The organism is Enterobacter cloacae complex sp. SHL021 (assembly GCF_049237765.1).
Taxonomy (GTDB): domain Bacteria; phylum Pseudomonadota; class Gammaproteobacteria; order Enterobacterales; family Enterobacteriaceae; genus Enterobacter; species Enterobacter cloacae.
The window spans coordinates 112289-136627 of the sequence record NZ_JBMKJG010000004.1 but is presented as its reverse complement, the minus strand read 5'-3'; the positions used below and the strand labels follow the sequence as shown (position 1 = coordinate 136627).

Annotated in this window: 20 protein-coding genes; 9 read left to right on the top strand and 11 right to left on the bottom strand. The window is 56.1% G+C overall.

Annotated features, from left to right (window positions below):
• Positions 1 to 59: 59 nt before the first annotated feature.
• The gene (locus tag ACOTZF_RS05420) at positions 60 to 1298 is read right to left on the bottom strand and encodes a zinc-dependent alcohol dehydrogenase (protein ID WP_013097605.1); all 1239 of its coding nucleotides are present in this window, start codon (positions 1296 to 1298) and stop codon (positions 60 to 62) included.
• A gap of 180 nt (positions 1299 to 1478) precedes the next feature.
• Between ACOTZF_RS05420 and uspG the strand changes: the two genes are divergently transcribed.
• The gene (gene uspG, locus ACOTZF_RS05415) at positions 1479 to 1907 is read left to right on the top strand and encodes a universal stress protein UspG (protein ID WP_013097606.1); all 429 of its coding nucleotides are present in this window, start codon (positions 1479 to 1481) and stop codon (positions 1905 to 1907) included.
• A gap of 60 nt (positions 1908 to 1967) precedes the next feature.
• Here the strand turns inward: uspG and ahpF are convergent, their stop codons facing one another.
• Positions 1968 to 3533, bottom strand: a complete 1566-nt coding sequence (ahpF, locus tag ACOTZF_RS05410; protein WP_029882129.1) for an alkyl hydroperoxide reductase subunit F — start codon at positions 3531 to 3533, stop codon at positions 1968 to 1970.
• A gap of 188 nt (positions 3534 to 3721) precedes the next feature.
• Positions 3722 to 4285 (bottom strand): alkyl hydroperoxide reductase subunit C, encoded by a 564-nt coding sequence (gene ahpC / locus ACOTZF_RS05405; RefSeq protein WP_008501015.1) that lies wholly within the window; start codon positions 4283 to 4285, stop codon positions 3722 to 3724.
• A 638-nt stretch (positions 4286 to 4923) separates the two neighbouring features.
• Here ahpC and citR point away from each other — a divergent pair.
• The 3 genes from citR (at position 4924) to ACOTZF_RS05390 (ending at position 7829) form a co-directional block, all read left to right on the top strand.
• Positions 4924 to 5823: a DNA-binding transcriptional repressor CitR gene (gene citR / locus ACOTZF_RS05400; RefSeq protein ID WP_062856827.1), complete on the top strand. Its 900-nt coding sequence runs from the start codon at positions 4924 to 4926 to the stop codon at positions 5821 to 5823.
• Positions 5824 to 5994: 171 nt separating this feature from the next.
• A complete protein-coding gene (locus ACOTZF_RS05395) occupies positions 5995 to 7218 on the top strand; it encodes a phosphoadenosine phosphosulfate reductase (RefSeq protein ID WP_129251523.1) in 1224 nt (407 codons plus the stop codon).
• On the top strand, positions 7203 to 7829 hold the full coding sequence (locus ACOTZF_RS05390) for an IbrB-like domain-containing protein (protein WP_129251524.1): 627 nt from the start codon (positions 7203 to 7205) through the stop codon (positions 7827 to 7829). The genes ACOTZF_RS05395 and ACOTZF_RS05390 overlap by 16 nt, the downstream gene beginning before the upstream one ends.
• On the opposite strand, the gene ACOTZF_RS05385 is transcribed toward ACOTZF_RS05390, so the two are convergent.
• Entirely contained in the window at positions 7830 to 8990 is a 1161-nt protein-coding gene (locus ACOTZF_RS05385; RefSeq protein ID WP_040020587.1) for a pyridoxal phosphate-dependent aminotransferase, read from the bottom strand.
• 122 nt (positions 8991 to 9112) lie between these two features.
• On the opposite strand from ACOTZF_RS05385, the gene ACOTZF_RS05380 reads away from it, so the two are divergent.
• Genes ACOTZF_RS05380 through ACOTZF_RS05370 form a run of 3 tightly spaced genes read left to right on the top strand, consistent with a single transcriptional unit; the run spans position 9113 to position 10952 of the window.
• Complete coding sequence (locus tag ACOTZF_RS05380) at positions 9113 to 9727, top strand: methylthioribulose 1-phosphate dehydratase (RefSeq protein ID WP_013097612.1); 615 nt, start codon at positions 9113 to 9115, stop codon at positions 9725 to 9727.
• Complete coding sequence (gene mtnC / locus ACOTZF_RS05375; protein WP_014831058.1) at positions 9724 to 10413, top strand: acireductone synthase; 690 nt, start codon at positions 9724 to 9726, stop codon at positions 10411 to 10413. The genes ACOTZF_RS05380 and mtnC overlap by 4 nt, the downstream gene beginning before the upstream one ends.
• Positions 10410 to 10952: a 1,2-dihydroxy-3-keto-5-methylthiopentene dioxygenase gene (locus tag ACOTZF_RS05370; RefSeq protein ID WP_058678370.1), complete on the top strand. Its 543-nt coding sequence runs from the start codon at positions 10410 to 10412 to the stop codon at positions 10950 to 10952. Before mtnC ends, ACOTZF_RS05370 begins: the two co-directional genes overlap by 4 nt.
• Before the next feature lie 65 nt (positions 10953 to 11017).
• Here the strand turns inward: ACOTZF_RS05370 and ACOTZF_RS05365 are convergent, their stop codons facing one another.
• Both ACOTZF_RS05365 and mtnA read right to left on the bottom strand, forming a co-directional pair.
• Positions 11018 to 11488, bottom strand: a complete 471-nt coding sequence (locus ACOTZF_RS05365; RefSeq protein WP_020685647.1) for an SRPBCC family protein — start codon at positions 11486 to 11488, stop codon at positions 11018 to 11020.
• A 43-nt stretch (positions 11489 to 11531) separates the two neighbouring features.
• Positions 11532 to 12548: an S-methyl-5-thioribose-1-phosphate isomerase gene (gene mtnA / locus ACOTZF_RS05360; protein WP_114519091.1), complete on the bottom strand. Its 1017-nt coding sequence runs from the start codon at positions 12546 to 12548 to the stop codon at positions 11532 to 11534.
• Positions 12549 to 12652: 104 nt separating this feature from the next.
• Here mtnA and mtnK point away from each other — a divergent pair, with 104 nt between their 5' ends.
• A complete protein-coding gene (gene mtnK / locus ACOTZF_RS05355) occupies positions 12653 to 13852 on the top strand; it encodes an S-methyl-5-thioribose kinase (protein WP_040020582.1) in 1200 nt (399 codons plus the stop codon).
• A 30-nt stretch (positions 13853 to 13882) separates the two neighbouring features.
• On the opposite strand, the gene ACOTZF_RS05350 is transcribed toward mtnK, so the two are convergent.
• From ACOTZF_RS05350 to ACOTZF_RS05330, 5 genes are all read right to left on the bottom strand, one after another.
• Positions 13883 to 18040: an Ig-like domain-containing protein gene (locus ACOTZF_RS05350; RefSeq protein WP_129317877.1), complete on the bottom strand. Its 4158-nt coding sequence runs from the start codon at positions 18038 to 18040 to the stop codon at positions 13883 to 13885.
• Positions 18041 to 18172: 132 nt separating this feature from the next.
• On the bottom strand, positions 18173 to 19414 hold the full coding sequence (locus ACOTZF_RS05345) for an LVIVD repeat-containing protein (protein ID WP_072200471.1): 1242 nt from the start codon (positions 19412 to 19414) through the stop codon (positions 18173 to 18175).
• Positions 19415 to 19457: 43 nt separating this feature from the next.
• Entirely contained in the window at positions 19458 to 20522 is a 1065-nt protein-coding gene (locus ACOTZF_RS05340; protein WP_029882119.1) for a sugar ABC transporter substrate-binding protein, read from the bottom strand.
• 19 nt (positions 20523 to 20541) lie between these two features.
• Positions 20542 to 21537 (bottom strand): ABC transporter permease, encoded by a 996-nt coding sequence (locus tag ACOTZF_RS05335; RefSeq protein WP_058681106.1) that lies wholly within the window; start codon positions 21535 to 21537, stop codon positions 20542 to 20544.
• Entirely contained in the window at positions 21534 to 23036 is a 1503-nt protein-coding gene (locus ACOTZF_RS05330) for a sugar ABC transporter ATP-binding protein (protein WP_129251526.1), read from the bottom strand. Before ACOTZF_RS05330 ends, ACOTZF_RS05335 begins: the two co-directional genes overlap by 4 nt.
• Before the next feature lie 159 nt (positions 23037 to 23195).
• On the opposite strand from ACOTZF_RS05330, the gene ACOTZF_RS05325 reads away from it, so the two are divergent.
• The gene (locus tag ACOTZF_RS05325; protein WP_047024254.1) at positions 23196 to 24284 is read left to right on the top strand and encodes an oxidoreductase; all 1089 of its coding nucleotides are present in this window, start codon (positions 23196 to 23198) and stop codon (positions 24282 to 24284) included.
• The last annotated feature ends 55 nt before the right edge of the window (positions 24285 to 24339 follow it).

The window sequence follows — 24339 nt, the reverse complement described above, 5'->3', positions numbered from 1 at the left end:
TCCTCTTTCCGCAGATTCACCTGGACGTCCTATATCGTGCCGCAGGTAAGGGAACCGTCTTAAACCACCCCACCCGGAAACGCATTCACCAGCCCTTTAACCTGCTGTTCCGCCGCTTCCGGCGTTTCTGCACCGGGCACCAGAATCACCTTCCGGCACGCCTCCTCCCGTTTTTCAAAGATCCGGTAGGCGCGTTCGGCATCGTCCAGCGGCAGATAGTGGGTGACAATCTCCTCCGGCGTCAGCAGCCCTTTTTCGATCAGCGGTAACAACTCGCCAAGCCAGGCGTGGACGTGGGTCTGGCCCATCTTAAAACTGAGCCCCTTATCGAAGGCATCACCAAACAGGAAGCCATGGATAAAGCCCGCATACACGCCGGGCACGCTCACCACCCCGCCCCTTCGCACAGCAGCAATACACTGACGCAGCGCTTTACCGCTGCTGCCCTCAATTTTAAGGTTGCTGAGGATGGTTTCCGTGGTGCTGCCTTTGGCTTCAAACCCCACGGCATCAATGACGGCATCCACGCCGCGCTGGCCTGCGGTTTGCTCAATGATTTTTTCCGCTGCGTCGTTGTCTTCATCAAAGTTGATGGGGATAGCGCCGTAGCGTTCTGCGGCAAAACGCAGACGATACGGGTGATGGTCAACCACAAAGATCTGTTCGGCACCTAACAGCCGCGCGCAGGCGATGGTCAGTAACCCCACCGGCCCTGCACCAAAAACGGCGACGCTGGAGCCTTTTTCAATCTGGGCATTTTTCGCCGCCTGCCACGCGGTAGGCAAGATATCGGAGAGGAACAGCGCTTTATCATCGGAGAGCAGCTGAGGCACTTTGAACGGCCCGACGTTTCCTTTGGGCACCCGAACGTATTCCGCTTGTCCACCGGGCACGCCGCCATAAAGATGGCTGTAGCCAAACAGCGCGGCGGGCGCGGGAATTTGCTTTTTATTCAGCGCGGCGCCCTGCCCGGCGTTGGTGCTCTCGCAGGCCGCGTACTGCTGCAGGCGGCAAAAGAAGCAGTCACCACAGGCGATGACAAACGGGATCACCACCCGGTCGCCTTTTTGCAGCGTCTTCACTTCCCTGCCCGTCTCCACCACTTCGCCCATGAACTCGTGGCCAAAAATATCGCCGTGTTCAACTTTGGGGATCTTCCCGCGGTAGAGATGCAGATCCGATCCGCAGATCGCCGTGGCCGTTACGCGCAGGATAATATCGTCAGGTTGTTCAATAACAGGATCGGGGACATTCTCGACACGAACATGATGTGGACCGTGGTACGTGAGTGCTTTCATGCGACCTCCGAAAGGATCCGGGTAAGTATTTAAGGGTAGCGTTCCCTGACGAACTGCCCGGGATTAGCGGGCTTTTGAGATTTATCCTGGGAAAAACAGAAAAGTGCCGCAGCGCTTACAAAAACCATATTCATTTTATGGTTGAATGATTCCAGCGTTTATAAACAAGGAGAAACGGGTATGTATCAGAGAATTATTATGCCGGTTGATGTTTTTGAGATGGAGCTGAGCGACAAGGCCGTACGCCATGCGGAATTTCTGGCGCAGCAGGACGGGATTATTCATCTTCTACACGTGCTGCCGGGTTCTGCCAGCCTGAGTCTGCATCGCTTTGCCGCCGATGTACGCCGCTTTGAAGAGCATCTGCAGCATGAGGCGGAAAATCGCCTGCAAACGATGGTCGGGCACTTCACCATCGATCCTTCCCGCATTAAAACGCATGTCCGGTTTGGCAGCGTGCGCGATGCCGTTAACGAGCTGGCGAGCGAGCTGAACGCCGACGTGGTGGTTATCGGTTCACGCAATCCGTCCATTACCACGCATCTGCTGGGTTCAAACGCCTCCAGCGTTATCCGTCACACCCACATTCCGGTGATGGTCGTGAGATAAAAAAAAGAGGCCACCTTATGGTGGCCTCTCCTGGTGCAGGTGCAGTCTTACTGACTTTTATTATGCTGTTTTGGTGCGAATCAGGTAGTCGAACGCGCTCAGAGACGCTTTCGCCCCTTCACCGGTCGCGATGATGATCTGCTTGTACGGCACGGTAGTACAGTCGCCCGCTGCAAATACGCCCTTCACGCTGGTTTCACATTTGGCATCGATGATAATCTCGCCCATGCGGTTACGCTCAATGGCGCCTTCCAGCCAGGTGGTGTTTGGCAGCAGACCAATCTGCACGAAGATCCCCGAAAGCGGAACGCTGTGCACATCGCCACTGACGCGGTCGCGGTACTCCAGACCGGTGACTTTACTGCCGTCGCCCTTCACTTCCGTGGTCTGCGCATTCAGCACGATGTCGACGTTTTTCAGGCTGCGTACTTTATCCTGCAGAACCTGGTCTGCCTTCATCTCTGGTGCAAATTCCAGCAGGGTAACGTGTTCAACAATGCCCGCCAGGTCGATAGCCGCTTCGACACCGGAGTTACCACCGCCAATCACCGCCACGCGTTTGCCTTTAAACAGCGGACCATCGCAGTGCGGGCAGTAGGTCACGCCTTTGGTGCGATACTGATCTTCACCCGGCACGTTCATGTTGCGCCATTTGGCACCGGTGGCAATGATAATACTGCGGGCTTTCAGCACCGCGCCGGAAGCAGTTTCAATCTGGTGTAAGCCACCTTCGACTGCGGCAGGAACCAGCTTGCTGGCGCTCTGGCTGTCGATCACATCCACTGCGTAATCATTGACGTGCGCTTTAAGTGCGCCAGCCAGTTTCTGGCCTTCGGTCTTCGGCACAGAGATGTAGTTTTCGATATCCACGGTATCCAGCACCTGGCCGCCAAAGCGTTCGCCCATCAGACCGGTACGAATACCTTTACGTGCGGAATAGACCGCTGCCGCGGCGCCCGCCGGGCCAGAGCCGACAATCAGTACATCATACGCATCGCGCTTGTTCAGCTCTTCTGCGGCACGTTTTTCGGCGCCGGTATCCACTTTGGCCACAATTTCGGACAAGGTCATACGGCCCTGGCCAAACTCCTGCCCATTCAGGAACACTGCCGGAACCCCCATCACGTTGCGATCGGTGATTTCGTTCTGGAAAGTGCCGCCATCAATTGCGGTGTGTTTAATACGCGGGTTCAGGACTGACATCAGGTTCAGCGCCTGCACCACGTCCGGGCAGTTGTGGCAGGAGAGTGAATAGTACGTTTCAAAGGTGAAATCCCCGTCGATATCGCGGATCTGCTCCAGCAGCGCCTGCGCCTCTTTCGACGGATGCCCACCGGTCCACAGCAGAGCCAGCACCAGTGAGGTAAATTCGTGGCCCAGCGGTGAGCCGGCAAAACGCGGCCCCTGATCAGAGCCCGGGTTGGTGATCAGGAAAGATGGCTTACGCACCGCCAGATCGTTCGCTTCTTTGAAGGTCACTTTCGGTGACAGTTCGGCGATCTCCGCCAGCAGTTCCTTGATTTCTGCCGATTTAGCGCTGTCGTCCAGCGTGGCAATCAGCTCAACAGGTTTGGTCAGTTTCTCAAGGTATGCCTTGAGCTGGGTTTTCATTGTAGTGTCGAGCATTGTTCTTCCCTCTCTAAAAACGTCATCATGCAAGCTGCCTTATACGGGCGGCCTGAATGCAACTTGCATCATGGTGCTGGAATGAAATGGGCGCGGGGGGCGCCCATGGGTTGCCGGGTGGCACGTCGTTTACCCGGCCTACGATACTGTAGGCCTGTGCAAGCGCAGCGCCGCCAGACTTTACAGACTTAGATCTTGCCGACCAGGTCTAAAGATGGAGCCAGCGTCGCTTCGCCTTCTTTCCATTTCGCCGGGCACACTTCACCTGGGTGAGACGCCACGTACTGAGCGGCTTTCACTTTACGCAGCAGGTCAGATGCATCACGGCCGATACCTTCAGCGGTAACTTCGATAGCCTGGATAATGCCCTGCGGGTCAACAACGAAGGTCGCACGGTCTGCCAGGCCTTCATCTTCACGCATGTTGTCGAAGTTACGGGTCAGGGCGCCAGTCGGGTCACCGATCATCGCGTATTTGATTTTCGCGATGGTTTCAGAGCTGCTGTGCCACGCTTTGTGGGTGAAGTGGGTGTCGGTAGAGACAGAGTACACGTCTACGCCCAGCTTCTGCAGTTCATCGTAGTGATCGGCTACGTCACCCAGTTCGGTCGGGCAAACGAAAGTGAAGTCAGCCGGATAGAAGAAGAACACGCTCCAGCGGCCTTCGGTATCTTTCTCAGTGACTTCAATGAATTCGCCGTTTTTGAACGCCTGGTTTTTGAAAGGTTTAATTTTGGTGTTAATCAAAGACATCTGTACTTCCTCCGTGTTTTCGTTGAGATGTAAGGTAACGAACTTTCGCTACATGGGCTAATGCGTTTGCTTTATCAAATCAATCAGCCATACCTAACAACCCGAACAAGACAACGTTGTGAACCCAATGAATAAAAGCCCGAAAGTAAAAAGGCCGCCCTGGTGGGCGGCCCTGATACCTGAACTTTCCACAGGAACTTTCAGTGCCAGTGAGACTGGCGTTGCGTTGCGCTCTACATACCTTTATATCAAGGTCGTTACAGCCCCCCGATTACAGCACTCGTGTCGGGACAGGGCAATGGATTGAAGGGATAATCATATCTATGGCTGTGATAGGTTTTACCAAACTAAGCATTCCCCATCGCCGCTAATGCTCACGCCAGTAAAAATAAAAATGCGTGATAATTACTTGTCCATATATAAATCTGACTATTTTTATTCAGTTCTGTTTTCTATTTTAAAGGTAAAAATATCTTAACCACTATTGAAGTTCTATTTCATTAATCTACGTTCGTGATATATTAAGTTGGTTTTCAATCATAATTAAGCGAGCTAACCATCAAGGATGGTAAATGGTTACGTTCCTTCTATAGTTATCAGTGATGTGATAACGCAACGCAGCACACTCAGGATGAAACATGGCAAATCTTTACGACTTAAAAAAATTCGATCTCAATCTGCTGGTCATTTTCGAATGCATCTACCAACACCTGAGCATCAGCAAGGCAGCAGAAACGCTCTACATAACGCCTTCCGCGGTCAGTCAATCCCTGCAGCGACTGCGTAACCAGCTGAACGATCCGCTGTTTATCCGTTCGGGAAAAGGGATCACTCCCACCACCGTCGGGGCAAATTTGCATCATCATCTTGAGCAAAACCTCAATCAGCTTGAGCAGACCATCAACATCATGCATGGCTCATCGCTCAAAAAGAATTTTGTCATCTACTGCCCGCAGGTACTGACAACCGACAATCTGCTCAGCCCCATGAAGCTATTGATGCGAGAGCACAATTATGAAATAGAGCTTCATGACATGCTGCTGTCCGCGGATTCTGCAGAAGACCTGCTTGCCTACCGTAAAGCAGACTTAATTTTCTCCATTGCGCCTATCAACAATCGCTCAATGGTGTGCGTTCCCTATGTTAATTACCGAATGATTCTGGTGTGCAGCCAGGATCATCCCCGTCTGCAGGAGACCGCTACCCTGGAAGAGCTGCAGAAAGAGAAGTTTTCGATCTTCCTGAGCGATGAAGCGGGTGTGAAACACTATCAGTCAAAGACTGAGGAAGTGCATGCCGACAGGACAATCGGTTTTCGCTGTGACTCTCTCTTTTCAATCATGGCCATGATCAGCGCATCGCATTTAGTGGGATATATCCCGGAAGTCCTGTATGAAAAATACCGTGAGGTATTGCGACTGAAAAAAGTGGACGCCCCCTTCACGCTGCCTCAAATGGAAGTCTTCATGGTTTATAACCGCTCAGCGCTTAACAGCTCGGTTTTCTCGAAGTTTGTTGAGCAGATTACGCAAAAATAAATCCGAATGGCTGTGATATTTACAGCCATTTCTCTCTTCAAAATATAACCCTCATTTATAGATAATAAAAAATCTGCCTTTTTTGATTTACCTGCCTTTATTTTCACTACTATTATTCTCTCTCCTGCATTGACATGAACGTCCGGTATTTATTTCCAGGAGGAGTTGCCTTTGTCAATTTATAAGCATCCACTTAATCAAAATGTCCTTGACGCTGCGACAGAGCGTATAACATGGACGCTTGAGAATCTGCCAAGGGTCTGTGTTTCATTTTCTGGCGGAAAAGATTCCACCATTATGTTCCATTTAACGGCCCAACAAGCCCGAAAAATGAGAAAGAAAATCTGTCTGTTATTTATCGACTGGGAAGCACAGTTCACCTGTACCATTCAGCATGTGAATAACATGATCGCACAATACGCCGATGTGATTGAAAAATGCTGGTGGGTAGCGCTCCCGTTGACCACGCAAAATTCACTCTCACAATTCCAGCCCGAATGGCAGTGCTGGGAGCCGGGTAAAAACTGGGTACGCACGCCCCCGGAAGAGGCGGTAACCGATCCAGATTACTTCTCGTTCTACCAGTCCGGCATGACCTTCGAGGCCTTTGTTCGTGAATTTTCCGACTGGTTTGCCAAAAGGCGCCCGGCAGCAATGATGATCGGTATTCGTGCCGATGAATCCTACAATCGCTTTTTGACGATCGCTAACGCACGAAAGCAGCGCTTTGCCGATGACAAACCCTGGACCACCGTCGCCCCTGGCGGGCACGCCTGGTATGTCTATCCGCTTTATGACTGGAAAACCGCCGATATCTGGACCTGGTTTGCGAAAACGGGCGGGTGCTATAACCCGCTTTACGACCTGATGTTTCAGGCTGGCGTGCCGCCGCGCTATATGCGCATCTGTGAACCCTTTGGCCCGGAGCAGCGTCAGGGGTTGTGGCTCTATCATGTTGTGGAGCCCGAACGCTGGGCGGCGATGTGTGAGCGGGTAAACGGCGTGCACAGTGGCGGGGTCTACGCGGGGCAGGACAATCACTTCTATGGCCACCGCAAAATTCTGAAACCCGACGCGCTCAGCTGGCGGGAATACGCCATGCTGCTTCTCGACAGCATGCCGCACACCACTGCGGAACATTACCGCAATAAAATCGCGATCTATTTGCACTGGTATCAGAAGAGAGGCATGGCCGATATTCCCGACACCCAGGAGGGCGATATCGGCGCCAAAGATATCCCGTCCTGGCGACGCGTGTGCAAGGTATTACTCAACAATGACTACTGGTGCCGGGCGCTGTCATTCAGTCCGAACAAACCCAGGCATTACCAGCGTTACAGCGAACGGATGAAATCAAAACGCAAGGAGTGGGGGATCTTATGCAGCAGCAATTAATTAACGAGATGAAAAATTATCTTCAGTCTCTTCCCGAAGATAAACGCATTGAAGCCATTAACGCCTTTCGCCAGGCCATCCATGAAAATAGCCCTTTTCGCGAACAGCCTGTCGACTGCGTGCTGTGGATCAAACAGGACGAGATTACCGCGAACGATTACAACCCCAACAACGTTGCCCCGCCGGAAAAACGGCTGCTCTGTAAATCCCTGGAGATGGACGGTTTTACCCAACCCATTGTAGTGACGAAAAGTGAGGCCCGGCATTATGAAATTGTCGACGGCTTCCATCGGCATGAAATTGGGTCCAACCGGGCGGTATTGAAACGCCAGCTTAAAGGCTATCTGCCTGTCACCTGTCTGCGTAAAGAGCGGCAGAAAAAGTTCGACCGGATAGCGGCCACCATTCGCCACAATCGGGCGCGCGGCCGCCATCAAATTAATGCGATGTCCGATATCGTCCGCGAGCTGGTGCAGCTTGGCTGGGACGACGAGAGAATCAGTCAGGAACTGGGAATGGATAGCGACGAGGTATTACGCCTCAAGCAAATCAACGGTCTGCTGGAACTCTTTGCAGACCGACGTTACTCAGAAGCCTGGACGGTCAAATAATCAGATCGCGTTAAGACGCTCTGCCGCCGCCAGCAGCGTCGATTCCTGTTTCGCAAAGCAGAGACGAATCAGCTTATGCGGGAAGGGATCGGCGCAAAAGACGGATAACGGGATCGCCGCCACGCCCACCTCTTTGGTCAGCCACTGGCAAAAACTGACGTCGTCCAGATCGGAGATGGCGCTGTAATCGGCCAGCAGGAAATAGGTGCCTTCACACGGCAGGATCTCCAGACGGCTCTGACTCAGGGCACTCACAAACCGATCCCGGCGTGCGCGGTAAAACTCGGGCAACTCACGGTAATGCTCAGGCTCAGCGCGCAGCATATCGGCCAGCGCCAGTTGGGCTGGCGTGTTCACCGCAAACGTCAGGTACTGGTGCACTTTACGCAACTCCGCGCTGATGGCCGCCGGCGCCACGCAGTATCCCACCTTCCAGCCGGTCATATGATAGGTTTTACCGAATGACGACACCGCCACAGCGCGCTCGCGAAGCTGCGGATGGGCCAGCACGCTGACGTGCCCTTCCCCGGCAAAGCAGATGTGCTCATACACTTCGTCGCTCAGGACATAAATTTCATGTTCCGCAATGGCCTGCCACAGCGCGGCGAAATCGCTCTTCTGCCACACGGTCGCCGACGGGTTGTGTGGTGTATTCAGAATGACCAGCCGGGTGTTGTCGCTCAGCAGCGCAGCAAACGCCTGCCAGTCGGGGCGAAAATGCGGCGGCTGTAATGCCACGCGCTTCACCACGCCGCCGGACAGTTCGATGGCAGGCGCATAGCTGTCGTAGCTTGGGTCAAAGCAGATAACCTCATCGCCCGCGCGAACCAGCGCGGTGATGGCCGCATACAGCGCTTCAGTCGCACCTGCCGTCACCGTAATGTCGCTGTTGGCATCCGGTTGATAGCCATAGCATTCCGCCGTTTTATCCGCAATGGCGTCACGCAGTGCCTGCACACCGGTCATCGGCGCATACTGATTCGCCCCCTGGGCAACGTGCCAGGCCAGACGCTCCTGCAAATAGCCTGGACCATCAAAATCCGGGAACCCCTGCGAGAGGTTAATGGCGTTGTGCTTCTGGGCCAGAGCGCTCATCTGCGTAAAGATAGTGGTGCCCAGGTTGGGAAGTTTGCTTTGCGGAATCAATGCGTTATTGCTCATTGTGGGGTGCCTGCTTGTAATACTTATGTTGCTGCCACTATAACACGATGTTAGTCTTTGGCAATCAAGACGCTTAGACGTCTAAACAATATGAATATTCCTGACCGAGAGGGTAAAAGGAAATGACAGACAACCTGCAACTCACGCAACTGGTCGAAGCCTGCCGCTGGATTGGTGCCAAAGGCTGGGCCCCCGCCACCGGCGGCAACATGTCGGTACGTCAGGATGAAAACCTGTGCTGGCTCAGTGAATCCGGCAAAGACAAAGGCAGCCTCACGCCGGATGATTTTTTGCAGGTGGAGATCGCCACCAATCGCGCGCCCTCTGGCCGTAAACCTTCGGCCGAAACCGGGTTACACACGCTCATCTATCGCCTGTTCCCGGAGGCCAACGCCGTACTGCACGTCCACACGGTGAACGCCACGGTGCTCTCGCGGCTGGTGAAAGAGGCGGAGCTGCACATCAGCGGGTTTGAGATGCAAAAATCCCTCACCGGGCAGACCACGCATCTGGCTACGGTTGCCATTCCGGTATTCGATAACGACCAGGATATAGACGCCCTCGCTTCGCGAATCGCCCATTACGCCCAGGAGCGCCCGCTTAATTATGGTTTTCTTCTGCGCGGCCATGGCTTAACCTGCTGGGGACGTGATGTGGCCGAAGCCCGCCGTCATCTGGAAGGATTGGAATTCTTATTTGAATGCGAAATGCGTTTACGACAACTGGAGAAGATATGATTCGCGCGATTGTGACGGATATTGAGGGAACCACCAGCGATATCCGTTTTGTCCATGATGTTTTGTTCCCTTATGCGCGTGAGCGTCTGGCGGCCTTCGTCACCGCCCAGCAGTACGCCGAGCCGGTCAAATCGATTCTGGACAACCTGCGCGATGAAATCGACGCTCCGCACGCCAGCGTCAGCGATCTTATCGAGACCCTCTTCACCTTTATGGATGAAGACCGTAAATCGACGGCGCTGAAGGCCCTGCAGGGAATTATCTGGCACGACGGTTACGTCAACGGCGACTTTACCGGCCATCTCTACCCGGACGTGCTGCCCGCGCTGGAAAAATGGAAAGCGCAAGGAATTGATCTCTATGTTTATTCCTCTGGCTCCGTCGCTGCGCAGAAACTGTTATTTGGCTACAGCGATGAAGGTGATATTACTCATCTGTTCAGCGGCTACTTTGATACCCATATTGGTGCCAAGCGTGAGGTGCAGTCTTATCAGAATATTGCGGCGCAGACGGGCATTGCCCCGTCGCAGATCCTGTTCCTGTCGGATATCCATCAGGAGCTGGACGCCGCCGAGCAGGCCGGTTTTCGCACCCTGCAGTTGATTCGCGGTGATGATGACGGTGCAAGCCATCATCATCAGGTTCACCAGTTCGACGAGATTAACCCGGAGCAGATCCCTTCATGAGCGCATTAACCATTTATTCCGATAAAGACGCGAGTAAGCACCTGTGGCACAGCACCGACGCCGCCGAGATCGCCCAACAGCTCAACGCCAAAGGCGTGCGTTTTGAACGCTGGGCGGCTGACCGTGATTTAGGGTGCGACCCTGCCCCAGAAGTGGTCATTGACGCTTACCAGCATGCCATCGACAAGCTGGTCGCGGAGAAAGGCTATCAGAGCTGGGATGTGATCAGCCTGCGTGCCGACAATCCGCAAAAAGAAGCGCTGCGCGCCAAATTCCTCAACGAGCACACCCACGGCGAAGATGAAGTGCGCTTTTTCGTGGAAGGCGCGGGATTGTTCTGCCTGCACATTGGCGATGAGGTGTATCAGGTGCTGTGCGAGAAAAACGACCTGATTTCGGTGCCAGCAGGCACACCGCACTGGTTTGATATGGGCTCAGAGCCAAACTTTACGGCCATCCGTATATTCGATAATCCGGAGGGCTGGGTGGCGCAGTTTACCGGTGATGCGATTGCGGAAGCGTATCCGCGTCTGGCATAGGTGAAAGCATTGCTCCCTCTCCCTGTGGGAGAGGGCTGGGGTGAGGGCATCAGGCCGCTCTATTTTCAATGCTTCAATCCCTTCACATACCCCACCAGCTGATCCAGCACGATCCCCCAGCCTTCATGGAAGCCCATCTGTTCATGCTGCTCACGGATTTCTTTCGTGGGATGGCGCGCAATCGCCGTATAGCGGGTTTTGCCCTCCCCAAGATCTTCCAGCAACAAAATCGCCGTCATAAACGGCTTTTCGGCTGGTTTCCACCCTTCGGTATAGCCGTCGGTAAAGACCAGTTTTTTACCGGGATCGATTTCCAGGAAAACACCTTTATTGTCCATTTTTTGCCCGTCCACGTCGAAAACGGTATTGAACCGTCCACCCACGCGCAGGTCGAGGTCGCATTCGGTCACTTTATGGGGGGCAGGAATAAAGAAGTTTTTGATGTGCTCTGGCGTCGTCCAGCAAAGCCACAGCAGGTCGCGCGGTGCATCCACCACGCGTTCCAGTTTTAAGTCTGTTTCGGGATCGAGCGTCACGATGTTGTCCTCTCAGGGGAACCCCTTACAAGGATAGCCGGACTCAGGCGAATTTCCCGTTTGCTACCGCTTCCGGCGTGACCACGCCCGTATCCAGTACCCAGCCGCTTATCAGCGAGGCTGGGGTGACGTCAAACGCCGGGTTGTAAACCTGCGCATTTTCCGGTGCCCACTGTACCGCGCCGAAGCTTCCCGCCACGCCCGTCACTTCACTGGCCGCGCGCTGCTCAATCGGGATCGCCTCACCGTTCGGGCACGCCGGGTCGAGGGTGGTTTGCGGGGCGGAGACATAGAACGGAATGCCGTGAAATTTCGCCAGCACCGCCAGAGAATAGGTGCCGATTTTGTTCGCCACATCGCCGTTGGCGGCAATACGATCTGCCCCCACCCACACGGCATCCACCTCCCCTTTTGCCATCAGGCTGGCGGCCATGGAGTCGGTAATCAGCTGATACGGCACGCCCAGCTCGCCGAGCTCCCACGCGGTCAGCCTGCCGCCCTGCAGCAGCGGACGGGTTTCATCCACCCAGACGTTGCTGACGTTGCCCTCCTGATGTGCGCGAGCAATAACACCCAGCGCAGTGCCGACGCCTGCGGTCGCCAGACCGCCAGTGTTACAGTGGGTCAGCAAGCGGCTACCGGGCTTCACCAGCGCGCTGCCCGCTGTCGCAATGGCGTCACAAAGCTGCCTGTCTTCGTCAATCAGTCGCAGAGCTTCCGTCACCAGCGCCGGAACGAAATCTTCCTGCCAGAGCGCCTGCTTCATGCGGTCGAGATTGTTCATCAGGTTGACCGCCGTCGGGCGTGCAGCGCGCAGCGTTTCCAGCGCCAGCGCCAGCTCGTCGCGGCTTTTCCCCTTTTCCGCCAGCAGCGCCAGCAGCAGACTTGCAGAGAGACCAATCAGCGGCGCACCGCGCACCCTAAGGGCGTGAATATGCCCCACCAGCGCCTCAACCGTTGAGGCATCAAGCCAGCGTTTCTCCTGCGGAAGGGCCTGTTGGTCGAGAATAAAGAGCTGATTATCCGCCACCCGCAGGCTGGTCGTCTGTAATGTCTGCATGTCGTTAATTCCCTGTTGCGTTGTTGTAGCACATTGTGTCAGGATGAAATCCAGATGTATAGACGTCTAAATGTCTTTATTCGCAAATCAGTGAGGAGCAGGCAATGTCGCAATACCGTACCTTTACCGCCCAGGACGCCGTGGAGTATGCCAGGCAGTTTGGCGGCCTTGATAATCCATCATCACTGGTAGAGGCGCAGGAAGTGGGCGACGGCAACCTCAATCTGGTCTTCAAAATTTTCGATGCTCAGGGCGTGAGCCGCATCATCGTAAAACAGGCGCTGCCATACGTTCGCTGCGTCGGTGAGTCCTGGCCGCTGACGCTGGACCGCGCCCGTCTTGAGGCGCAAACGCTGGTGGAGCATTACAAGCACAGCCCGCAGCATACCGTGAAAATTCATCATTTTGACCCGGAACTGGCGGTCATGGTGATGGAAGATCTCTCCGACCATCGCATCTGGCGCGGGGAGCTGATTAAGAATAACGCCTACCCGCAGGCTGCGCGTCAACTGGGGGAGTACCTGGCGCACACGCTGTTCCACACCAGCGATTTTTACCTGCACCCGCACCAGAAAAAAGCGCAGGTTGCCCAGTTCATTAACCCGGAGATGTGCGAGATCACTGAAGATCTGTTCTTTAACGATCCGTACCAGATCCACGAGCGCAACAACTATCCGGCTGAGCTGGAAAACGATGTCGCCGCCCTGCGCGACGACGCCCAGTTGAAAATTGCCGTGGCCTCCCTGAAGCATCGCTTCTTCTCCCACGCCGAAGCGCTATTGCACGGGGATATCCACAGCGGATCGATTTTCGTGGCCGAGGGCAGTCTGAAAGCAATCGACGCCGAATTCGGTTACTTTGGCCCGATTGGGTTTGACGTGGGCACCGCCATCGGCAACCTGCTGCTGAACTTCTGTGGCCTGCCGGGGCATTTAGGCATCCGCGATGCCGCTGCCGCCCGGGAACAGCGTCTGATCGACATTCAGGCGTTATGGAATACCTTTGCGGAGCGCTTCCAGGCGCTGGCGCACGAGAAAACCCGGGATGCCGCGCTGAGTGCGCCGGGCTATGCCTCTGAATTTTTGAAAAAGGTCTGGCGAGATACCATTGGTTTCTGCGGAACGGAGCTGATCCGCCGCAGTGTGGGGCTGTCTCACGTCGCGGACATCGATACCATTCAGGACGACGCGATGCGCCACGAATGTCTGCGCCACGCCATCACGCTGGGTAAAGCGCTGATTGTGATTGCCGATCGCATCGACAGCGTGGAAGAGCTGGTGGCAAGAGTGCGCCAGTACAGTTAAAAAAAACCTCCCTTTCGGGAGGTTTTTGCATCAGTTTTTGGTGAGCGTGGTGGTCATGGTGTAATCGAGAGACCACGACGAATGCCAGTCTTTACCGGCAAACTTGATATCCCCCCGGTAAACCCCGCTCGGGAGATCCGGGTTATCGGCCTCAACATACTTAAGGCTGGCGCTATAGCCTGTGGTTTCCCAACTGCTACACAGAACCGCCACATTGAACGGACGGGTGGAGCAATCCGATCTGCGCTGCGCGCGTATCTTCACGTCATGGGTATTGCCTTGTTCATCCTTCATCGGCACGACAAGCGTGCTGTAACCTTCGGCGGTCCATACCAGGGACGTCGGCCCCTGCGTACTTCCCGTTGCCACAAACCCAAGCGAAGGGAAGCCAAATATTGCGCCCGTACTGAATGCGCTTGTCGAACCGGTGACGCTCCACATGGCTGAATAGCTGGCAATAAACACAACCGTTTGATCGGTTTTAGTGGTGTTATTACTCTCTGCACTCACCTTCGCCGTACCGGTATCCGGACCACTCAGCTTCACGGTCGCCACGCCGCTGCCATTGGTCACACTGGTTTGCGCTGAAAGGGTATTAAGCGTGGTGTTCCAGTTGACCGTCGCATTTTTGACGGCATTACCGTTTACGTCTTTCACCACTGCGGTGTAGGTAATGCGGTCGGTGTTGACTACCGCGTGGTCAGAACTGGCCTTGAGGCTCTCAACCCTGGCGGTAGTCGCATCGCCAATAAATGTTACCGGCTCCGCGTTTATCGCCGCCGTTGAACCGACAACTGTTGCGCTAACCGTTGCCGTTCCGGCCGTTGTCGTTGACGCCGTTACAACCGCCTGACCCGCTTCGTTGGTTTTTGTGCTGGCGCTGGCAAGCTTCACGCTGCTGTTATCTACACGCCACGCCACATCCACACCGCTAAGCGGGTTATGGTTGGCGTCTTCGACGGTGGCGGTCCAGCGTATGGTCGCGTTCCCGTCAGCCACCGCCTCTTTTTTATCCGCACTCAGGCTCGTAAATTGCGCTGTCGCCGGATTACCGGTCACGGAGAGAGTAAGCGTCTGACCGCTACCATTCACCGTCGCGGTAACCGTCATGTTGCCCGCTTTGCGCGATGAGAAGCGCGTTTCAGCCTGCCCTTGCGCATTGGTCATTGCTGAAACGGGCGTCAGGGTCACATCAGCCGCATCACTGCTGCTCCAGTTAACGGCAACGCCTGGTACAGGGTTCTGATGGCTATCCACCACGGTTGCGGTTAACAGTACGGTATCGCTGTCAGCCACAATGCCGGTCGTTTTATCCGCCGTGAGGGTAGCCAGCTTTGCCGTGGTGGTGTCACCGGTGAAGGTCAGTTTTGTCACGCGTAACGTGTTACTGCCGAACGTGGCCTGAAGAGAATATTCCCCCGCGGTTTCAGAACGTAAGGTCACGCTCGCCTCACCCGATGCATTCGTCACGCTGCTCGTATCGGACAACGTCGCGCCGGAAGGGCTCACCGCCCAGCCAACCTTCGCTCCGTCAACCGGGTTGTCATTGGCATCCACAACGGTAGTGCGCACGGTGATACCGTCGGTACCATTGGCCACAGCCGTCACGCTGTCGGCGGCCATCTCCGTCATTTTCGCGGTCGTGAGATCGGCCGTGAAGGTTGCTCTGTCAGCACGAACGGGTGCACTTTCAGCGGTCTGAGCCGTGATTACAACGTTGCCTGATTTCAGCGAGGTAACCACCAGCGAGGCATTGCCCTGCGCATCCGTCCGCGTACTGCTGGCGGCAAGCTTAACGTCTGGGTTATCTGCCGACCAGTTAACCTCTACGCCCGAAATGGCGTTACCCTGCAGATCGCGCACCTGCGCCGTCCAGGTAATACTGTCGCTGCCGTTGGCCACGGCCTGTTGCTTATCGGCCACCACGGCGGCGATACGCTGCGTGCTGGTGTCTGCGACAAACGTTACGGCTTCCGCTTTCACCGCATTCTGCTGATTTACATCAGCATAAACCCAGGCAACGCCCGTTTTTGCTGACGACAGCGACAACGTGGCGTTTCCGGCGGCGTCGGTAACCGAGGTTTTGCTTCCTGCGGTCGTGCCATCTTCCCGCTTCACCGTCCAGTTAACCGTCACGCCTTCAAGCGGATGATTGCTGTTATCTGCGACCTGCGCGGTATACGTTACGCTGTCGCTGTTATTGGCAACAATGCGGGTTTTATCGACATTGACCGATCTCACCTGTGCGCTGGCGCTGTCCGCAACAAATTTTAGCGTCGGGGTAGAGAGCGGGTTACCGTCCGCCAGTTGCGCACTCACTGTCGTCGCAACCACGTCACGGCTAATGAGTTGAATGCTGGCCTGCCCTTGCTCATTGGTGAGGGTGCGTTCAGCAGACAGCTGAACCGCAGCGTTATCCGCTGTCCATTTCACCTCTTGCCCCGAAACGGGATTGCCGGACCGATCGACAACGCTTGCCACAACGACAATTGGCGTTACGCCGTCTGCCGGTGCGCTTACGGCCGACGGACTGAGTGATGCAAGTTCCACAACCTCGGACACCGCCTCTTCAGTCACAGAGGCGGTAGCAAGCTTAATATTGCCATCGATGAACGTCTGAATGGTGAGGGTGGCAGGCGCGGTTCCGCTGATAAGCGTTGCGCTGTATACGCCGCTGCTCGTTTCGCGAAACGCGCTTATTTGCGGTGCGACAGGCGCCGCGGTGCCTGTAACGGCATTTTTCAGGGTGATCGATGCGCCAAGACGCTCCGATAGCCCGGTTGCGGTCTCGCCGGATGCGGTTTTTAACGTCAATGTTAATACCGACTGACTGGTGCCATCCGCCGGTAAGCGGGACGGAGACGCCGTCAGGCTGGGCTGCAGCGTGGTCACATCCATGCCGTTTACGTTCACCGTCATCCGCGCGGTATCAGAAGCGTTACCGTGCTTATCCCAGGCCGTTGCGGTTAACGTATACGCGTTGGAATCGCCATTTTTCCAGGCTGGAAGCGTAATCACCACCTGGGCCGGATCGGCACCCGGTGTGATTTTGCCGCCGTTACGTATCAAATTGTCACCCTGCCAGTCGATGCGTTCGAGCCCGTATTTCGTTTTAACCTTCGCGGTTACGGTCTGGCGGGCATTTTCATTCCCGGCAATGTTTTCTGGCAGTGCGAGCGAAATCAGCTCCTGCTTACGGTAATCCAGGACAATATTGTTATTACGATCGACCAGCTCCTGACGTGACCCCAGCAGCGTACGGCGTGCCCCCACCTGGTCCGCATCAAGCTGCGTGCGCAGCGGCACGCCCGGCGCCCAGTTGACCGCAAGGTTAAACTGCGTATCCGATGCCTCGCCCTTACCCATTTTTTGGTTTACACCCAGGGTAATCAGCGGAACGGGCGTGTAGCTCAGTCCAACGGTTACGGCGTAAGGATCTTTCTGACGATCGTCCTCATCGTCACCGAAAAGCCCGACGTGCTGACCATAGTATTGTTCGTAGACGAGGTTCGCCCCAAGCTGCGGATAGGCGGGAAGATACCCGGTTGCACGCAGGTCAAAGCCGTTCGCCACGCGCTCATCATAATCGCGATAGCGGGACGAAGACATCCAGTCGCTTAAACGGTAGTAGCCGTTGGCTGAAAGACGCAGATAGTCCCAGCCTAGCTCGGCTCCAACACCAAGGCGCTGATGCTGATTCGCCGAAACCTGGCGATCGTAAAAGGTATTCACGCCCCACATCCATGCGGTATTAAATTCACGGTAGCCAAACCCGACATTAACGATATTTCTGTCGTCGTGACGACGTCCCCCCAATTGGGTGAACACCAGCGACGTTTTTTGCTCGTATAAAGGGATAAGCAGATCTAACTCCGCGTCCTGAATGGAAAAATGCTCATCAGTACCGATATTCAGACGCGTGGTACCAAATTGATTTAACCAGGACTCAATTTCCTGCGTGGCGGTATTTGTTGCCTGGGACGTAATTGCGCTGGCGACAGAACGGCCACTGCCGCTCTCCAACAGTGACCCCGCCTGCACTGCGGTTTGTGCCACTACCCGCTCGGTGGTTTGCGGCTCGGCTACCTTATCCTGCGCGGCGACGGGCGTCGCGCCCAGCGAAAATAACGACGGCGGAAGGAGTTGCAGTGCTATTTGCAACCAGGCTGCACATTTTTTCAGGCTCATTAAATTCATCCTTGAATAAAAAAAGAGCCATAGTACGTATCAGGACTTAAAGATAAAGTCGGCGCGTTTATTTTAAGAATCTATAAATATAAGCATTCACCTAATAAATATATTTCAGTTCCCCATTCCCTTTCAGCCCCAATATTCAATCACCGACAACCCGCCGTTATAATCCGTGCTGTAAATAATTCCCTGCGCATCCACAAAAACATCACACGACTGGATCACCTGCGGGCGATTCGGGCGTGTATCCATCATCCTTTCGGGTGCAGCAGGTACCAGCGCCCCCGTTTCCACCGGGCGATAGGGGTTCGAAATGTCATACGCACGCACCCCTGCATTCTGAAAGGTGGCGAAGATCAGCGTGGAGCTGACAAAGCTTCCCGGCCGGTTCTCGTGCAGATTATGCGGGCCGAAATGCGCGCCTTTCGCCACGTAGTCTCTTTCATCCGGCTGCGGGAAGGTGGAGATACTTACCGGGTTCGACGGCTCGCGGATATCAAACAGCCAGATGAACTTCTCGCCGTCCTCCTGGTTGTCGAGCACCGCTTCGTCGAGCACCACCAGCAGATCGCGGTCCGGCAGCGGCAGCGCGGTATGCGTCCCGCCACCAAACGGCGGGCTCCAGTTGCGGTGGCTAATCAGCTTCGGCTGAGTGCGATCTTTCACATCCAGCAGCGTTAAACCACCGTCACGCCAGCTGCCGTAAGCCGTATCCCCGGCAATAATGGCATGATGCAGCGCGTAGCGTTTGCCTTCCGGCCACTCTGGCCGTTCACCTGCGGCCTGATTCATGCCCGGCAACCACCAGCGCCCTGCCACTTCGGGCTTACGCGGATCGGCCAGGTCGATGGTCAGGAAGATATAGTCGGTAAAGCCGTCGATCAGCGCCGACACATAGGCCCAGCGACCGCCGACGTACCAGATGCGGTGAATGCCAATGCCATTTAACGACAGAAAGCCGATTTCACGCGGCCTGTCCGGCGTGGAGATATCAAACACGCGCAGCCCGGCGCTCCAGCCTTTGTCCTGCACGTCGCTGACGGTCTCCCCCACCTGACGGGTGTAGTAGACCTTTTCATCGGCGAAGCGGGCATCGGCAAACAGATCCCGGGCGTTAATCACCAGTAGCAAATCGTCGTGTGCCTGCAAATGCACATTCCAGGTGCCGGGCGGCGCGGGCACATAACCCGCCGCTTTCGGGTTTTTCGGGTCGCGCACGTCAACAATCGAAAAGCCCTGCGACACCATATGGCCAATATACGCATAACCGCGGTGCACCATCAGTTGCACGCCGTCCGGGCGACCGCCCTGGTCGCTATGGCCAATCAGCCGCATATTGCGGCTGTATTCAGGGGTGGGTAATGTTGTCACCTTTAGCTCCTTTCGCCGGGTGGCGGCTGCGCCTTACCGGGTACTATTTTGACTTCGCTTCCAGCGTCGCAAACCACGGCGCAATAAAGTCTTCGGTCTGTCCCCAGCCCGGAATGATTTTCCCCAGCGACGCCACGTTCACCGCACCCGGCTGGGCGGTCAGCAGCGCCTGCGGGATCGCCGCTGCTTTAAAATCATAGGTCGCAGGCGTCGGCTCTCCGGCAATCTTGTTGGCGATCAGACGCACGTTAGTTGCCCCAATCAGCTTTGGATCCACCGCCACGCTCACTGCCCACGGGCTTCCCGGCTCGCGCATCAGCTGTAAATCCTGGTTGGAGATGTCGATGCTGTAGAGCTTGATTTCAGTGCGGCCATTCTCCTTCAGGGCTTTATACGCCCCCTGGCTGAAGGCGTCCCAGGTGCCCCAGATAGCGTCGATTTTACCTTTCGGGTATTTCGCCAGAATTGCCCCGACCTTGTTGGCGGTATCGCCCTGCACGTCCGACGACACCGCGCCAATAGACTCCAGCTCTTTGATATTCGGGTACTGTTTCTGCAGTTCCTTATACGCCGCCTGACGACGCTCCATCGGCGGGAAACCGGCGACCCACAGCTTGACGATATTGGCCTTGCCGTTGAAATCTTTCGCCAGCTGGCCGAAGGAGAGATTCGTCAGGGAGGCATCGTCCTGCTGGGTGACCGTCACGCCTGGGATCTCGCCGTTGACGGCGGTATCAAACACCGAAACCTTAATCCCGGCATCCACCGCCTTCTTCACCAGCGCGGTCGCATACGGATCACGCCCCTGAGAGAGAATAATCCCGTCATATTTCTGGCTGATCGCCTGATTCACAAAGTCCTGGAATTTTGCGTCGTCACCGTTGCTTAAAAAGGTGCTGACCTTAAAGCCAAGTTTTTTCCCTTCCTGAATCGCCCCAGCGACAAACTGCGTGGTGTTGTCATCCGAGCCAAGGTTGCGGATCACCGCAATGCGAATGGGGCCGTCGTGGTTGGCAATGGCCGCCGGAACCGGTGCGGGCGTGGCCGCAAAGCCCGGCAGAGAGGTGAGTAACCCAAGAGCCACCAAAGAGAGTGCAATCTTTTTCATTTTTTATCCCGTTGTGTTGTCAGCGTTTTTGTATGTAAGTAATCGCCAGCGCCACGGCAAGCACCAGCCCTTTTATAATGTCCATGGCGTAATACGGTACGGAGAGCATCACCAGCCCGTTCGACAGCACGCCCAGAATGACCGCCCCCACCAGCGTTCCCAGCGCGTTCGGCTTGCCGGAACCGGCCAGCGAAAAGCCGATCCACGCTGCCGCCACCGCGTCCATCAGATACCCGCCGCCCGCATTCACCTGCGACGACCCAATGCGCGAGGCCAGCAAAATCCCGCCCAGTCCGGCCAGCAGCGAGGCAAGCACGTAGGCCGCGACCTTGTAACGCGTGGTGCGAATGCCTGAAAGGCGCGCCGCCTCCGGGTTACCGCCGATGGCGTACATGCGCCGGCCGTGGGTGGTCAGTGACAATCCCAGCTGTGCCAGTAGGGTCACCGCCAGCATGATGATGACGATGGTCGGCACCTGCCCCAGCAGGCTGAACGCCGCCGGAATGGTTCCTTCCGCCATATCACCGCTCGGCAGCACCATGTTCTCGGTAATCGACCCGCCGTAGCTGTAGGTCATCGCCACGCCCTGAATGACGAACAGGCTGGCAAGCGTGGCGAGCATGTCCGGGATGCGCAGGATGACGATCAGAAAGGCGTTAAACAACCCGACCAGCGTGCAGAGCGCGAGGGTGATCAGGATCGACTCGGTGGTGCCGAAGCCGTGCCAGACGAAGAGCGAAATCACCAGCGCATTCGCCAGCGACGCCGTTGAGCCGACGGAGAGATCAAACCCGCCCACGGTGAGTGAAATCGATACGCCAATGGCAATCACCGTGACGATGGCAATCGAGCGCAGAATGTTGATGATGTTGTTCGGGTCGAGGAAGCTGTCCGACGCCAGGCCAAAAACCACCACCAGCGCCACCACGGTTAGCAACATACCCCACCGGTAGAGAAAATCGAAAATCTGTTGACGGCCAGACGCCGCCGCGGTCACTGAAAGGGCTTTGCTCACGACGCCGTTCCTCCGGTTGAATAATAAAGTAGTGTCTCTTCCCGCGCCTCGGCCCCGGGGATTTCCGCCACGATGCGTCCGTCCCAGAGCACGCAGATGCGATCGCACAGCCCCACCAGCTCGGCAAATTCGCCCGAAGCGTAAATCACCCCTTTCCCCTCGCGGGCCAGGCCGTCGATCAGTTGAAACAGATCGGTCTTCGCTTTGACGTCAACGCCCTTGGTCGGCTCGTCAAATATCAGCACGCTGGCGTCATTGCGCAGCCATTTGCCAATAGCAACCTTCTGCTGGTTACCGCCAGAAAGCCGACGTAAAGCCTGCCCCGGCCCGCGTGTTCGCACGCCAACGCGGGCTATCACCTCTTCCGCCCAGCGCCACGCCTGACGATGACCAAAGAGACTCCAGCGCGAAAAGCTGTTATCTGCCGTCACGGCCAGGTTCATGCTCACCGGCTCGTCGATGAAAATCCCCTCCTTGCGCCGCTCCTCCGGTACCAGCGCCAGCCCGCGCAGCACAGAATCGGCCGGATCGCGCGGTTTCCAGGGCTGATGATTGAGCTCGCCACGCTCCACCCGGCTTTTGCTGGCACCAAACAGCGCCTTGCAGAGTTCGGTTTTGCCTGCGCCCGCCAGACCGGCAATGCCAAGGATTTCGCCTTTACGCAGATTCAGGGAGATATCTTTCAGCAACGCGTCGTCGTGCAGCCCCTCAACCCGCAGCAGCGTCTCGTCGCTATGCACAGGACGGGCTGGCGGGTAGATATCGCTCAGTTCGTGGCCGAGCATCTTCTCGACGATCGCTTCGCCGCTGAGATCCGCCATCGGGCCGGTCTCAATCAGCTTGCCATCACGCAGCACCGTTAAGGTGTCACAGATGGCTTTCAGCTCATGAATGCGGTGCGAGATAAACACCACGCCAATGCCCTGCTGCTTTAAACGCCGCACCACCGCGAACAGGCGTTCACTGTCGTGGGCATCCAGCGGTGCGGTAGGTTCATCGAGGATCAAAAAACGGCAGTGATGCGACAGCGCCCGCGCCAGCAGGATCTGCTGTTTTTCAGCCAACGAACAGCTGTCGATGGAACGGCGAACGTCCAGCGTAACGTCGAGCTGCGCCAGCGCCTGCTTCGCCTGTTGACGAATAGCACGCCAGCGGTAGCGATGTCCCGGCTGCGCCAGCTGGTCGAGCATGATGTTTTCAGCGATGCTCAGCCCCGGAACCAGCGCCACGTCCACTTCTTGCTGCACAAGGTGGATCCCCAGCCGTTTGGCATCGAGCGGTTCGCGGATCGTCACCGGCTGGTTATTAATGCAGATCTCCCCCTCATAGCGATCGTGCGTTCCGCACAGCACCGCCATCAGCGTCGATTTCCCCGCGCCGTTAGCCCCGGTCAATGCATGCACCGATCCGCCGTTCAGGGTAAAGTCCACGCGCGACAGCGCCTGAAAGCCGGAAAAGGCCAGGCTGATACCGCGCATCTCAAGGCGACTGGAAACCATCCGCGTAGGATCCTCATTAATAGTTTGATTTATTGAATTTTTCACAGCTCCGGTTGACTGACAACGACAGAAAAGGCATAAGATAAAGCCAAATATTATTAGCCATCCGGATGTCCAGACATAACATCGGGTTAGCGCTTGCTAAAAAAGGACAACACCATGAGCAACACCGATATCCGCGTCGTTCCCGGCCCGGCGAACTACTTTTCTCATCCCGGAAGCCTTGCGCATCTGCATGACTTCTTCACCCCGGAGCAGCTTTCCCGCGCGGTGTGGATCTACGGCGAACGCGCGCTTGAAGGCGCACGTCCCTACCTGCCGGAGAGCTTTGCGGCCCCCGGCGCAAAACACCTGTTGTTCAAAGGCCACTGCAGCGAGCGTGACGTCACCCATCTGGTGAATGAATCCGGCAGCGAGGCGGCCGTGGTGATTGGTGTTGGCGGCGGAGCGGTGATGGATACGGTCAAAGCCGTGGCGCGTCGTTTGGGCGTTCCGTTCGTGGGTATCCCGACCATCGCCGCTACCTGTGCGGCATGGACGCCGCTCTCCGTCTGGTACAACGATGCCGGGCAGGCGCTGCAGTTTGAAATTTTCGACGATGCCAACTTCCTGGTGCTGGTGGAGCCGCAAATCATCCTTAACGCCCCGGCGGAATACCTGCTGGCTGGTATCGGCGATACCCTGGCGAAGTGGTATGAAGCGGTTGTACTCGCACCGCAGCCTGAACACCTGCCGCTGACCGTACGTCTGGGGATTAACGGCGCGCTGGCTATCCGCGACGTGCTGCTGGAACGCAGCGAGGACGCGCTGGCTGACCAGCAGCGCGGCGAAGCAACGCAGGCATTCAGGGATGTGGTGGATGCCATTATTGCCGGTGGCGGCATGGTCGGTGGGCTCGGCGAACGTTATACACGCGTGGCGGCGGCACATGCGGTGCATAACGGCTTAACCGTCCTGCCGCAGACGGAAAAATACCTACACGGCACCAAAGTGGCCTACGGCATTCTGGTGCAAAGCGCCCTGCTCGGTCAGGACGACGTGCTGGCGCAGCTTATCACCGCGTATCAGCGCTTTAACCTGCCGACCCGGCTTCGCGAGCTGGAGGTGGATATCAACAACCGTGACGAACTGGACAAGGTCATCAATCACACCCTGCGCCCGGTGGAGTCGATTCACTATTTGCCCGTGGCGCTCACACCTGACGTTCTGCGCGCGGCGTTCGAGAAAGTGGAATCCTTCAGCCGTTAAACGCGCCGAGCGACTATACCTAATGATGATTCTCACCACTCTCGCAACGAGGTCA